General features: G+C 40.9%; 15 protein-coding genes and 1 rRNA gene. 12 read left to right on the top strand and 4 right to left on the bottom strand.

Annotated elements, in window-relative coordinates; translation table 11 throughout:
• A 5S ribosomal RNA gene (gene rrf / locus WAO38_RS06015) occupies window positions 1-113 on the top strand; the annotation flags it as partial.
• Between the two features lie 57 nt (window positions 114-170).
• Here the strand turns inward: rrf and WAO38_RS06020 are convergent.
• The 4 genes from WAO38_RS06020 to WAO38_RS06035 form a co-directional block, all read right to left on the bottom strand.
• The gene (locus WAO38_RS06020; protein WP_422235308.1) at window positions 171-938 is read right to left on the bottom strand and encodes a transglutaminase domain-containing protein; all 768 of its coding nucleotides are present in this window, start codon (window positions 936-938) and stop codon (window positions 171-173) included.
• Window positions 939-968: 30 nt separating this feature from the next.
• The gene (locus tag WAO38_RS06025) at window positions 969-1,235 is read right to left on the bottom strand and encodes a DUF1294 domain-containing protein (RefSeq protein ID WP_422235310.1); all 267 of its coding nucleotides are present in this window, start codon (window positions 1,233-1,235) and stop codon (window positions 969-971) included.
• 34 nt (window positions 1,236-1,269) lie between these two features.
• On the bottom strand, window positions 1,270-1,950 hold the full coding sequence (locus WAO38_RS06030) for a superoxide dismutase (protein ID WP_422235312.1): 681 nt from the start codon (window positions 1,948-1,950) through the stop codon (window positions 1,270-1,272).
• Window positions 1,951-2,100: 150 nt separating this feature from the next.
• Window positions 2,101-2,964, bottom strand: a complete 864-nt coding sequence (locus WAO38_RS06035; protein ID WP_422235314.1) for a hypothetical protein — start codon at window positions 2,962-2,964, stop codon at window positions 2,101-2,103.
• 305 nt (window positions 2,965-3,269) lie between these two features.
• On the opposite strand from WAO38_RS06035, the gene WAO38_RS06040 reads away from it, so the two are divergent.
• The 11 genes from WAO38_RS06040 to WAO38_RS06090 are packed head-to-tail and all read left to right on the top strand — an operon-like array spanning window position 3,270 to window position 13,853.
• The gene (locus tag WAO38_RS06040; RefSeq protein ID WP_422235315.1) at window positions 3,270-4,424 is read left to right on the top strand and encodes a hypothetical protein; all 1,155 of its coding nucleotides are present in this window, start codon (window positions 3,270-3,272) and stop codon (window positions 4,422-4,424) included.
• Window positions 4,425-4,445: 21 nt separating this feature from the next.
• Window positions 4,446-4,832 (top strand): response regulator, encoded by a 387-nt coding sequence (locus tag WAO38_RS06045; RefSeq protein WP_422235317.1) that lies wholly within the window; start codon window positions 4,446-4,448, stop codon window positions 4,830-4,832.
• A 4-nt stretch (window positions 4,833-4,836) separates the two neighbouring features.
• Entirely contained in the window at window positions 4,837-5,334 is a 498-nt protein-coding gene (locus WAO38_RS06050) for a chemotaxis protein CheW (RefSeq protein ID WP_422235319.1), read from the top strand.
• Window position 5,335: 1 nt separating this feature from the next.
• Entirely contained in the window at window positions 5,336-6,976 is a 1,641-nt protein-coding gene (locus WAO38_RS06055; protein ID WP_422235321.1) for a methyl-accepting chemotaxis protein, read from the top strand.
• Window position 6,977: 1 nt separating this feature from the next.
• Window positions 6,978-7,241, top strand: a complete 264-nt coding sequence (locus WAO38_RS06060; RefSeq protein ID WP_422235323.1) for a hypothetical protein — start codon at window positions 6,978-6,980, stop codon at window positions 7,239-7,241.
• Entirely contained in the window at window positions 7,234-9,333 is a 2,100-nt protein-coding gene (locus tag WAO38_RS06065; RefSeq protein WP_422235325.1) for a chemotaxis protein CheA, read from the top strand. Before WAO38_RS06060 ends, WAO38_RS06065 begins: the two co-directional genes overlap by 8 nt.
• Window positions 9,320-10,144 carry a CheR family methyltransferase gene (locus WAO38_RS06070; RefSeq protein WP_422235327.1) on the top strand — a complete coding sequence of 275 codons (825 nt, stop codon included), beginning with the start codon at window positions 9,320-9,322 and terminating at the stop codon, window positions 10,142-10,144. The genes WAO38_RS06065 and WAO38_RS06070 overlap by 14 nt, the downstream gene beginning before the upstream one ends.
• A gap of 13 nt (window positions 10,145-10,157) precedes the next feature.
• Window positions 10,158-11,534, top strand: a complete 1,377-nt coding sequence (locus WAO38_RS06075) for a PAS domain-containing protein (protein WP_422235329.1) — start codon at window positions 10,158-10,160, stop codon at window positions 11,532-11,534.
• On the top strand, window positions 11,535-12,344 hold the full coding sequence (locus WAO38_RS06080; RefSeq protein ID WP_422235331.1) for a sensor histidine kinase: 810 nt from the start codon (window positions 11,535-11,537) through the stop codon (window positions 12,342-12,344). It abuts the gene before it with no gap.
• Window positions 12,345-12,827: a chemotaxis protein CheD gene (locus WAO38_RS06085; RefSeq protein WP_422235332.1), complete on the top strand. Its 483-nt coding sequence runs from the start codon at window positions 12,345-12,347 to the stop codon at window positions 12,825-12,827. It begins immediately after the preceding gene.
• The gene (locus WAO38_RS06090) at window positions 12,828-13,853 is read left to right on the top strand and encodes a protein-glutamate methylesterase/protein-glutamine glutaminase (protein WP_422235334.1); all 1,026 of its coding nucleotides are present in this window, start codon (window positions 12,828-12,830) and stop codon (window positions 13,851-13,853) included.
• Window positions 13,854-14,030 lie beyond the last annotated feature (177 nt).

The following is a 14,030-nucleotide window of genomic DNA, read 5'->3' on the forward strand; positions in this document are numbered from 1 at the left end:
GGTGGCTATAGAGAGGGGGAAACGCCCGGTCCCATTCCGAACCCGGAAGCTAAGACCCTCATCGCTCATAATACTGCATCTTTCAGGTGTGGAAACGTAGGTCGCCGCCTGGCCTCAGATTTATTACTCTTCCTTCTTTTAAAATCCCTTTTCATCATTTAAATCTCAAATCATATCAGTCTAAATTTTACGCGATTCAAATCGATACTTTCATTCTTCCTAATATCATAAATCCCTTCAAAACTCGATGGAAATTGCCCGTTGAATTCACCGATGCGAGAGCCTGAAGCGGTTGTTTCAGCGTAATAGTAGTTTTTTCCGTCAATGATTAGTTTTGCATTTAAAAAAGGGAGAACTGAAGTGTCATCGAGATGGACAACGACAAATACATGATGGGGAACATAGACAAATTTATAGTCAAGACCTTTTTCATTGAGTAATGAGGCAAGCAGATTGGATTTATCATCACAATCTCCCCAATTTGTTTTGATCACAGCTTTGGCATTACGACTTGTATAATCCGTTTTATACGGGATATGGGTTACGTAATCCAATAACTCCTGGACTTCGCACCCATCATCCCCATTACAACCTTGTGTCAATCGTTCTGAGAGACTTTTTAATTCGCCGGTTTTAGCCAGATTGGTCTTGATAAACATTCCGTTGAGTTCTATGACCCCTTTATCAAACATGCTCACCATTTCAGGTGAGGTATTTTGGCGATAAGGGCGTAGATCTCGTGTTTCAATAAAACTGATGGACATTCCTGCATATACAAAAGCTCCTACACTCATACCTACCATCATTAAACTGATAAAACTGGCTTTGGATTTGGGATGATCAGTATACGCGGATTGTTTGGATGCTGATTTTATGATTTCGCGATAGACGAGGATCGTGATGATTATGACTGCTGTTATTTTTATGCCAATTTCCATCGTCTACCTGCAGTTAATAGCGTCTGTATATCATGCGTATAAAGTTATCCATACATACCATCCAGCAGTGAGATGTATGAATAAAATTATCCATAGCCGATATTTAAATTTTTGTGTTTTGTGTCGAAACAGTCGTTGCGCCGTGATGGCTCCGATACTCCCTCCCGCCAAGGTCATCAGGATGAGGGTTTTTTCGCTGATCCGGTATCGGTCGGTCATTGCCAGATATTTGTCAAGTGCAAAGAGGATCAGAACGGTAATATTTACCAAAAGCAAGAAGATCAAAATATAGTTCATAAATATATTGTAACATCAATCTCGCTAATGGCTGCTAGGATGGTGTTCGCTCATTTTTTTGCATATAATCGACATAGTCACATATCGCGGTAAGTTCATTGCACGACTGATTGTATCCGGCTATGGGGTTATTCTCAAATGCAGCAAGATTATCCGATACAAAATTCCAATTGACGAGTTTCCACCAATTGGAAAGGTAACTTGGGCGTGCATTGCGATAATCGATGTAATACGCATGTTCCCACACATCGCATGTCAATAATGGGGTGTCTCCATGGCGTATCGGGGTATCGGCATTCGCTGTCATTTTAATTTCAAGCTTATTTTCGCTGTTGATGGTCAGCCAAACCCATCCAGAGCCGAAGAATCCTGCAGCGGCAGCTAAAAAAGCTTCCTCAAATGCATTCAAGGAGCCGAAATCACGCTCGATCAGTCCTAAAAGTTCTACGGATGGACTTGTTGGCGTATTGATAAGCCCTTTCCAGTAGAAATCATGATTATAGACTTGGGCTGCATTATTGTAGATCGCATTTTTCGCATACATAATGATATGTTCTAAGGTTTTATCCGAAAATTCGGTTCCTTCGACCAGTATATTGAGTTTATTGACATATCCTGCATGGTGTTTTCCATAATGATAAGAAACAGTTTCAGCAGAAATATAAGGCTGTAATGCGGATTGTGCATAGGGCAATTCCATAAGTACATGGGTCATCTTAATCCTCCATTTATAAAATCTATAGAGTCATGGTAACTTAATATAATAAATAAATACAAAAAAGTGACAGATTCGATAATTAGTTCAGTAACTGTTCAGAATACTTTACGTAGAAGTGAACAATTCTGATTTTTAATCCCCATCATTTCAGACTTTATTATGGCGTGAAAGTTGATTATATATTCCCGTTCCGACAATAAGAAGTGTCACCCCGATGATCAGATAAAAGGCATTGATGAGTTTGCTGTAATCATCCAAAACAATTTTAAATACAGCCATCAGTGACTCTATTGAGAGGGCGATGATGATGGAGGTGAGAAACTTACTGAGGGTTTTGCTTTGCAGGTCGTTGCCGTAATTAAAGGTTTTAAAGAGAACCTCATTTTCGAGAAGGGTTTTGGCCAAATCATAGATGGCCAGACCAATGGTTATGGAGATGATTGAGGTGAAGATTTCATGCATCACGACCTCGCCCGTATTGGGTGAAACGAGCATCGTAAAAAAGATATAGGCACCATAAAAGATTAAAAAGACCGAGACGATACCGAGTAATAATCCGCCGATTCCCATGACGAATGTGTTGATCTTTTCAAATGCACTGTTATGCTCGATAAGACGAAGCTCTTCGAGGAGTTTGAGCATATCGAAATCGGCAACCAAATATTGATTATTGACTTGCTTTACAGCGGTGAGGGTCGGTAAACCCGTGACATGATGGAGATAAGGATTGCTGATATGGATAGGTTCATTGACAAAGCTGACCCATTTGAAATAAAAAGATTTATCGGTCCCCTGACGATCTTCATCAATATAGTTCCTGCCAAAACTGGGGGTAGACTGGGTAAATGTGGCATTGACGGCATAAATGACTTCTGCTGCCTTTTCAGATTCAAAAAATCGGCGCATATCTTTTGCGTCAATACTGATAGGATTGAAATTTTCGATTGTTGTACGCAGATAAAATTGGACACTGTTTTTATGTTCCGTGTAGATGCTGATAATCCGTTTCATGAAAATTCTCCTTCGCTGAATTTTCACTGTAAGTTGTAGCACTCATCGGATTAAGAGTTATATCTGATAAGAATGTAGGAATTATTTTTAAGGATATTTGTTCATTTTATCAATAATCCATGCTGAATACTCAACTTTAATTTCTTTTGTAATCATTCTGAAATATTTGACAGTATAAAAGTAAAAATATTTTTTGTTGTGACTTTTTTGTGACTTTTTAGCAATAGAATTCCCCACTTTTAAAAAATCGAAGCGAAAATTCTCAATGATAGCTTCGATGAATTAACCCTTTATATGGTGAATGCATGAATGATTTAAAGCTTTTAATCGTCGAAGATCTTGAAGATGACCGTGCAAATCTAATCCGTTCCAAAGGGGGGGGATTTAATCCATCTCTACCTAAAGAAGCTTTAAATCCATTTTCTACTGATATCCGGAATTTTAAAACGATATTTGATATCAGGGATACAGAAACGATGATGGATTTTGGTTTATGGGTTCTTGCCCAATGTGAACATCGAAAACTAAAAGTGTTCAATAAGATTGATTCTACGATAGAACTTTTGTATGAATTGATGCGTTATGGTAAACAAGAAACTCATTCGATAAGCATTATTGTCGAAGAAAGTTTTGAAGAGATTTTTGTCACGATGAAATTTGATGAGATGGTTCAAGTGAATAAAAAAATAACGGCCTTGATGGATGAGATGAGAAATGACTGCATCATTCAAGATAATGTTGTCTGCATTCGAATTGTTGTTATTGACGAGCCGAAAGTTCTAAAATCGATAATAGCTCCTAGTACTCATCAACCTGTCGTTAAAAGGGAGGAAGAGGAAGTTAAAGAACCTGAAGCCATTGTTAAAAGGGCTGAAATAATTGTGAAAGAACCGGTATATATTGTGAATGAACCTGAAACAGCCAAAGATGTACGAATTTTTAATAGCAATGAGAAAGATCTATTAAGACAAAGTTTTGTTCAAAAAACGGCAGCTATTGACTATGTCCGGGATATCGGTGGAGATGTTCTCGATGAAATACGAGATTTGGAAAGTTTGGATGAAGAGTGGGGAGAAAAGCTCCGCGATTTTGAATCTGAGCCGACAGCCGAAAATCTTCGAGATTTTGCGGATGGTGTTTTGGGAATCTATGTGCGTGGAATCAATAATCTTTTTGAGTTTACGGCATTGGCTTATGCCCTATCATCACTGGGGACTTTTTTAAAGGAGCATGCAGAATCGGTAACACAAGATGCCGGTAAAGTCAAAACACTTTCAATGCTGTTAGAGCATTTGGGAATGGATCTCGTATCTTGGAGGGAACATATATTTTCGCTGCAAGATACGGCAGATATCCATTATTTGGACAGTTCATTTTTTAGTTCGTGCATGCAAATAGAAGGAATTGTAGGCGATAAGGAGTTAGCGACGGATGATGACAATGATATGGAATTTTTTTAAACACAACCAAGGAGTAAAAAAATGGCGAAGAGAGTGATTATTGTGGATGATTCCAGAGCGGTTATAGCAACTGCGGAGTTAGCATTGGATCAAATGATCAGCAGCGGTGCAATCGATTTTAAATCGTATTTAAACCCAGCAGAACTTTTGAGTGCATTGCAAGGTGGAAGTGAAAACTTTGATTTGTTGATCAGTGACGTCAATATGCCTCAGATGAATGGCCTGGATTTAGCCCGTGCAATCAAAACGGATGACCGGTATAAAACCAAACCAATCATTATTCTCACAACCGAGAGTTCAGAACAATTGAAAATGATGGGCAAAGAGATCGGGGTAACCGGTTGGATGGTTAAACCGTTTAGCGATGATAAGTTAGTCAAGTCCCTGAAAATGGTATTAGGAGTATAACGTTATGGAACAAAACAATGTTCAAAATAGACGAGAACGGTATCTCACTTTCTTTTTGGGTGCAGAACAATACGGGATCGCGATTGATCGGATCAAAGAGATAATCGCGATTATGAAGGTGACTTATGTCCCGAAAACTCCCTCATATATGAAGGGGGTAATCAATCTACGGGGTTCAATCATTCCTGTCGTCGATACGCGACTGCGTTTCGGTATGGAGACCCGTGAGCCTGACATGCACACGGCGATCATCATCGTTGAAGTGGATAAAGTGAATATCGGATTTATCGTTGACCGTGTCGAAGAAGTTGCCAGTATCGACAGCTCCAATCTTGGGGCTGCACCGAAATTCGGCAGCAATGTCGATACTGACTTTATCTGCTCGATGGCACAGATTGAAGAGAACGTCGTAATGATATTGGATGTTTTGAAGCTTTTCGAAGCTGATGAACTGGTGAGCTTAGAACAGTTACAACAAACACAGACAAGTGAAGGAGAATAATATGAATTGGTTGGAAAATATGGCATTACAGAGTAAGTTAATGCTTCTCACAGGTATCATGGTCGCGGCGATGATCCTTTTAGGGGTCATGGGATTTAAGGCAACGGACGGATGGCAATCCGATATTGTTGAGATCGGCGATGTCCGTGTTCCATCACTAGTAAGTGTAGGGACTATGAGAAACGGAACACAATTAATTGCCATTCAGATGAACCGTGTACGGGGACTCAAAGGTAATGCAGCATTACAGAGTAAAATGGCTGATGCTTCAGAGGAAATACAAAAAGGGTTTGATCGTATCGATAAAGGTATGAAAATCTATGAACCACTTCCTCAATCACCTGAAGAAGCGGTTGAATGGAAAAACTTTAAAGCCAGTTATGATGTTTGGCGTAAAGAGAGTGAAAAGTTTCAAAAAGAAGTTGTTGATGTTTTGGCAAAAGCTAATGACCCAGTTCAAATCGATGCACTTTTTAATGATATGACTGTAAGAATAGAAACAATTCGTACAAGTCGTATTACGATGACAGAATCGCTTCAAAATGTCTATGATATCAATAAAGATATTATTGATAAAACTAATACTACAGCAAAAGAAGAGTCAACCTCATACAAACAGATGTTCATGATTGTTGCTATTCTTTCAATTCTTTTTGCAATTATTTTAGCATGGGCACTAATCCGTTCAATTACCCGTGCGATCACATCAAGTGTGACATCCATTCGTGACGGTGCAATGCAAATTACTTCTGCTAGTGACCAGGTGGCTTCATCATCATCTTCATTGGCACAAGGTGCAAGCGAGCAGGCATCGAGCGTCGAAGAGGTCAGTGCAACACTTGAAGAGTCTACCGCAATCAATACACAAAACGTCGATAATGCACGCCAAGCCGATATCTTGGCAAAAAACTCGAATGATTCGGCCAAAGCCGGATATCAAAAGGGAGAACAGCTTTCCCACTCTATGCATGCGATCACCGAATCGGCGGCTAAAATTTCAGGAATTATTAAAACCATTGATCAAATCGCATTCCAAACGAACCTTCTTGCCCTTAATGCAGCGGTTGAAGCGGCACGTGCAGGTGAACATGGTCTTGGGTTTGCGGTTGTAGCGGACGAAGTCCGTAATCTTGCACAACGTGCAGCCTCTGCGGCAAAAGAGACATCAGATATCATCGAAGAAGTCGTCGGACAGATCAAAGAGGGGAATGAAATTGCCCATGCGACTCATACCGCATTCCAAGATATCGTCGAGCAATCGAAAAAAGTATCCGATTTGATCGGTGAGATCGCGACTGCCGGTAAAGAACAATCCGAAGGTATGACTCAGATCAATCAGGCTATGGGTCAAGTCGACCAAGTGACACAACAAGTTGCCGCTAACTCGGAAGAGGCTGCTGCCGCTGCAGAAGAACTTAATGCACAAGCAACATCAATGATGGAAACCGTTCGTATTTTGGCAAAAATGGTCGGGATGGAGTCTGATGATCCAGTGCGTGCTCCACGTAAAGTGAATTTGCATCATTTAGATTCGAATCCAGTTATCGCACACCGCAAACCTGCACAGCCTCAGCGTAAATCAATTCCGTCTAAAGCCGACGAGATTTTCCCTCTCCATGAGGACGATTTGAAAGAGTTCTAAGATGCAATTCGATGGAGATGCTTTAACGATTACACTTGATATGACGATGGAAGAGGTACGTGAATTTGAACAATTTGTTCGTCCTCGAATCGAGTATATTGAGTCCATTGAAGTTGAAGAAGGTGGATTTCTCAAAGGTAGCGCACTTTTGGCTCTTTTAGTAAGCCTCAAACGAACTCGTCCAGAGTTAAAAATTCCTTTTTTAGAAAAGGGATTGATTGCTTTGAACGGGTATGGAACACTGCATTGGATGTGTCATGACTAAACAAGAACAAGTCAAAGCAATTTTTATCGAAGAGGCGGGTGAGATTATCGAAAAGCTCGATGTCGATATCCTCCGTTTTGAAGAAAATTCTGCCAATTTTGACCTATTAAACGAAATATTCCGAGGGGTTCATACTCTAAAAGGGAATGCGAATGCTTTCGGATTTACCCGTTTAGGTGAATTCGTTCATCATTTCGAAGATGTTCTCGATCACTACCGCAGTACCAAAGAAGATGTAGAAGAACACCATCTCGAACTCTTCGTCGGAAGTGTGGATATTATCAAAGAGGTAATGACCTGTGAGCTGGATGCCCTTCCTGATTTACCGGGAGACTATGGAGAGTGTTTGTCCAAAATTAAAAACCTTATCGCGTCCAAGCGCAATGGAGGTATTAATGTTGTAGCAGAGCCGATTCAAGAAATATATATGACAGATCTGGCTTCGGAATTCGGATTTAAATGCAGTGATCAGTTTGAGACTAATGTAGCGCAAAGTATTCAGATATATCAGATGTCTCAAGGAGAAGGAGAAAATCTTTATCGTATTGATTTGACCTTGGATCGTGATGCGTATACACGTGGATTTGATCATATACTGTTTTTAGGGCTTTTAGGGGAAAAAGCTATTCTGATGGAAAGTTTTTTCAATATGGAAAATGTTCAGCCGCTTGAGCAGTTTACATGTGATGAAAACGTTGTCAAAAACGTATGTGTAATCGTGTTGACTCCACAGAGTCTTGAAGAGGTAGTTGAGAATTTTGAGTTTTTATTCGATCATGAATATACTGTCAGTAAAATCGATGCTGCAGCTACTCCTGAAATTGAGGAAATAAAACCTATTGCTGTTGAGGAAAAAAGTCAACCTGTTGCAAAAAGTGCTGCTACGGCTGCGGCATCGAGCACCAGTTCAGCTAAATCAACAATACGCATCGACACCTTCAAGCTTGATGAATTGTTCGATTCTGTCGGGGAACTGGTGATTGCCCAAAACTTTATTGCTCAGAATGAGCAGATTCGATCCATCGAAGACGAATCGATCAGTCGTGCGATCGAAACCCTTTCCAAGATCACGAAGCGGATTCAGGATCGGGTGATGAGCCTGCGGATGGTTGCCATACGCGATACGTTTGACAAGATGAAGCGTGTTGTTCGAGATACCTCAAAAAAGACGGGTAAAGCACTTAACCTCAATGTCTTGGGAGAAGAGACGGAGATTGATAAAACAATGATCGACAGTCTCTCCGATCCGCTGATCCATATCATCCGTAACGCGATCGATCACGGTCTCGAAGCCGATGCCGAAGAGCGCCTCAGTGTCGGTAAAAAAGTGGAGGGGACGATCACGCTGCGTGCATATCATAAAAGCGGCAGTATCGTCATCAGTGTCAGCGATGACGGACGCGGAATCAACAAAGAGAAAGTATTCCGCAAAGCGATCGAGAGAGGTATTATCACCGGAGATGAAAATCTCACCGATAGCCAAATTTTCGGTCTTATCATGCAGCCCGGTTTCTCGACAGCCGATACGATCAGTGACCTTTCCGGACGCGGTGTCGGATTGGATGTCGTCAAAACCTCGATCGAAAAACTGCGCGGCAAGATTGAAATCGAATCGCGTGAAGGGGAGGGGACAACCTTCTCTATGGTTCTTCCTCTGACGTTAGCGATTATCGACGGAATGCTGGTACAAACAGCGGGTGAGATTTATATTATCCCAACACTCAGTGTCGTTGAATCTTTCCGACCGGATCGGGAAATTGTTCATGCAATGAAAGAAAAAGGGGAATTCGTCTCTCTTCGAGGACAACACATTCCGGTCATTCGTCTCAGCGATGTATTTGATCTTCCAACCGAACATATCGAACCGTGGGATGGAATACTCGTCTGTGTCGAAACCGAAGCGGGACGAATAGCGATTATGGTAGATGAGCTCGTAGGCCGTCAGCAAGTCGTTATCAAACCGCTCGGAAAATCATTGGCAAAACTCAAAGAGATCAGCGGAGGTGCGATTCTCGGAAGCGGCGATATCGCTTTGATCCTCAACGTCGATGAACTGCGCCCACTGATCGAGGTGCAAAGTGGCGGAAATTGAGCTTAAACCGGAAGAGTTTTCCCTTTTTCGAAAATATATTTACGAAAAAGTAGGGATTGCTCTTTCCGATCAAAAAAGTACTTTGGTCAAAGGGCGGCTCAATAAACGGCTGAACCAATTAAACCTAACATCCTTCCAGGCCTATTATGATTACTTAATCAGTGATACGAGCGGTGATGAACTCGCACTGTTCGTCAGTGCCATTTCAACCAATGTTACCTCCTTTTTCCGAGAAGGGGCGCAATGGAAATGGCTGGAGGGATATCTGGACGAATTGATCGCCTCAAAGCGGGAGAAAAAGATTCGTATCTGGTCGGCTGGATGTTCCAGCGGAGAAGAGCCCTATACGATCTTGATGTTTTTACAACATCACCTGAGTGATTTCGATCAATGGGATATCAAGATATTAGCGACCGATATTTCGCCGAAAGTATTGTCTCACGCCATGGCAGGAACCTACGATGCGAAAGGTGTCGAACCCTTGCCGAAAGAGATTGTACTGCGGTCATTTGAAAAAATACGTTTCGATAACAGTGTCCGCTATCAGATTAAGCCACACCTTCGCAGTAAAGTGCTGTTTCGTTTGTATAACCTGGTCACCGATCCGTTCTTTTTCAAAAATCGTTTTGACATGATTTTTTGCCGTAATGTAATGATCTATTTTGATGACAAAACCCGCCATGATTTAATAGGACGTTTTACCACCATACTCCCTAAAGGAGCTCCTCTTTTTTTAGGGAGTTCCGAATCATTAACAACGCATCGAGAGAGCCTGAAACTTTTGGGATCTTCTATTTATCAACGACTATAAAGGAAATACTCCAGTGGAGAACACCGAACATGCCTTGCCACCTAAAGAGGCAAAATTTGATATTAATGAACTCTTTTTTTCGATCACGGATCATGCAAGCACGATCCTTTGCGGTAATGAAGTATTCGTGAGTATTAGCGGATATAGAGAAGAAGAACTAATCGGGAAATTTCATAATGTCATACGACATCCCGACATGCCACGCATTATTTTTAAAACATTATGGGATTATTTACAAGCAGACAAGCCGATTGTCGCATATGTAAAAAACAAAACTAAAGAAGGGGGTTTTTATTGGGTACTTGCCGCCGTATTCCCAATAAACGATCGATATATTTCGATTCGTATCAAACCGACTAGCAAAATTTTCGCAGCGGTAAAAGAGATTTACGCTAAATTATTAGCAGCTGAAGAAATGGGCGGCATGGATGAGAGCGGCAAAATTTTGTCTGAGCTTTTAAATCTTAATGGTTATGAAGATTATGACCATTTTATGAATGATGCTTTATTGCAAGAGTTAGGAGAGAGACAAAAATATGTTTCTAATATTACTCCTAACGAAGATAACAATATAGTATCCCCTTCTCTTAAAAAACTAAAAGTTGTTCATGGATACAGTCTAGATTTGATGAATCAATACGATATATGGTTTGAAAAAATCGATTTCTTTCTGAAAGTCAAATCGATGTTTGAAGAGAAGGGTTTGAAATTACGTGAATTAGCTCGTGACATTGTTTTCTTATCGTTAAACGCTTCCGTGTCGTCTTATAAAGTTGCCAGCGGTGGAGAGACATTCGGTGTTTTGGCGAGCGATATTCGTTTAAATGCAAAAGAAAATGACACCTTGATCGCTGATATCGATACGGTTGCCCATCACTTTTCGCTTGCTTTGAATAATATTGTCTTTACGGTTGCTGGGATGCGTTTGCAAATTGAAATGGTGAGCTATTTTATTCATGAAGTTTCATGCAAAAACAGTGATCTTCAAATTCCGGGTTTAATTGATAAAATTTTTGATTTGGTTGGCTTGATTACGCAATATTCGATTTATTTGCGCCAGCTTCAGGGTGAACTTGCCCAATATATCCAAACGGTATTAAAAAATCTGGACCAATTGGAACAGCAAATGATGTATTTAGGATATATTCAAGTATATGGGATCATCGAAGCAGCAGGAAGTTATGATGAATCAATACGATTCGGGGTTATTTTCTCACAGCTTAAAAGTTTGGTAGAAGAGACGAGAAATGAGATTGGGATAATGCAAAAAGTAGGTGAAAATTTTTCTAGTGAGAACCGGCATATGACGGAAAACTCGAAAGTTATCGATGCCCTCATGAACCATTTAAAAGAAGAAATGTTTACAATCAAGAATATGGAAGAGTCGTGAATGGGAAAAATAGAAAATGATGAGATATCTTTTTTAAGTCGTAAAATTTTAGAGCTTAATAAGCAGCTCATTGAAAGTGAAAAAGCGAAATCACGTTTCTTATCATTAATAGCGAGTGAGCTTAATAATCCGATGACCGCACTATTGGGGATAATTCCCCATTTGGCTCCTGAAATCGGTGATACACGTGAAGGGGTATTTGCCTTGGCGCATGAAGAGGCGCTTTTATTGGATTCCCGTATTCAAAATTTAGTGGCTGCATCTGAGATAGAAAATGGTCAAATGGATATTTCTTATGCATTGGTGAGTCCGAAAGTACTTGTCGAAGAAGCGATTGAAGGATTCAAATATCGCTTAAAATCAAAAAATATCACGGTATCAGTGACAAATTCTTTATATGAAAAAATAGTTTCTGATCCGAAAAAGCTTTATCTCATCATCAAAAATATTTTGGCTAATGCGTGTGATTATGGATCCGCCGGTGCAACTGTAAATGTTGATATCCGAATGAAGGGATCCGTCTTAACCATAGCAATTACCAATCAGGGTGAAGGCCCGAAAGTAGAGTTTAAGCCTCAAGTCTTTACCCGATTTGCGTGTGGATTAGAAGGGGAGCACGGTCTTGGTCTGGGATTGAGTGTTGCTCGAGAGTTAAGTGAATGGATGGATGGCGGAATAGATTATCATATTCATGAAAGTTATGTGACCTTTGTCATAACCTTGCCGTTACCGGAAACAGCACCGAATTCTGAAGCATGCGGATCAAATGAATTTTTATTTGAACCGTTTGATGATGCGATTGAACTGTAAATGATACGCGGTCATTCCACCTTTATCCATGTCGGACAAATACATGTGGATGATGCTCCGCATGCAATATCGACAGTGTTGGGATCATGTGTATCGGTCTGTTTGTATGACAGCAATCTTGGGATTGGCGGTATGAACCACTATTTACTCCCATTTTGGAATGGAAATGGTTTACAATCACCAAAATTTGGGAATATTGCGATTCCAAAACTGATCGAAGCCATGATGGCAAGAGGATCAAATTCTAAAACGATTCAAGCAAAAATATTCGGTGGTGCTTCAATGAACTCCATGGGAACAGAAGCCATGATGATCGGTCAGAAAAATATATTAGTTGCCAAAGAAATTTTGAAAGAGTATAAAATATCTATTGTTGCCGAAGATGTCGGCGGCCAAAACGGTCGTAAAATCCAGTTTGATTTGGAACGTGGAAAAGTGCTTTTAAAATATGCTCAGCGCAGCGAGATGATGAATGGAGGATAAATGATGCCGATTCGAGTATTAATCGTCGATGACAGTGCAACGGCGAGGGCAGTTCTTCGTGAGATATTAGAATCTGATCCTACGATTGAAGTTGTTGCAACTGCATCCGATGCTTATGTGGCACGGGATAAAATTGTTGAACTCAAACCGGATGTCGTCTGTTTGGATGTTGAGATGCCGCGCATGGACGGGATCACATTTTTAAAGAAGATGATGCATTATATGCCTGTACCGGTCATCATGGTCTCATCCCTAACCCAAAACGGGGCAAAGACGACCCTCGAAGCCCTCGAAGCCGGTGCAGTTGATTTTGTTCCAAAACCCCATTCGCACATTTATGACGGTAAAGATGAGATGCGTGATGAGCTGTTGGCCAAAATAAAAATTGCGTCAAAAGTCCGAGTACAAAAACGCATTATTAGCACTGCACAGCAAGCCAATACCACTTCATTGGCAGAAACTACAAATAAAATTCTGGCCATCGGTGCATCGACCGGAGGAACGGAAGCACTGAAAGATGTCCTGATGGGACTTCCTCGAAATGCTCCCGGTACCATAGTCGTACAACATATGCCAGCAAATTTTACCGGACCATTTGCAGAGAGGCTGAATGCACTATGTGCGATGGAAGTGCGTGAAGCTCGTAACGGTGATTCTATCACTCCTGGATTAGTCCTCATTGCTCCGGGGGATTATCATATGGTAGTACGTCGCTCAGGCTCACGCTATTATGTCGAGATCGGAAGCGGTGAAAAAGTTTCCGGTCATCGTCCCTCAGCCGATGTATTGTTAAACTCCGTTGCCAAAATTGCCGGAGCCAATGCCATAGGTGTCATACTGACAGGTATGGGGGGAGACGGAGCGAGAGGGTTGCTCTCCATGCGTAACGCAGGTGCCAAAACCATCGGACAGGATGAAGCGAGCTGTGTTGTGTACGGTATGCCGAAAGTCGCCTATGAATTGGGTGGAGTTGAAAAGCAGCTACCTTTGTCGAAAATTGCTCAGGGGATTTTGGGGTCGCTTTAATTAACTGAGATTGTTTTATGATTTGTGTGGGCTATCATTTTAAACTCAGTTATCAAAAGTGGTTTGGCTATGATTAAAGATGTACAAACCCATTTCGCTGTTCTCTGAGTCTTCAGCAAAAGACTACGATGATTCATCCGATCGGCTGTGAAGAAAAAGAGGGTGATAATGATTTTA

Source organism: Sulfuricurvum sp. (assembly GCF_049277495.1).
In the GTDB taxonomy this organism is placed as follows: domain Bacteria; phylum Campylobacterota; class Campylobacteria; order Campylobacterales; family Sulfurimonadaceae; genus Sulfuricurvum.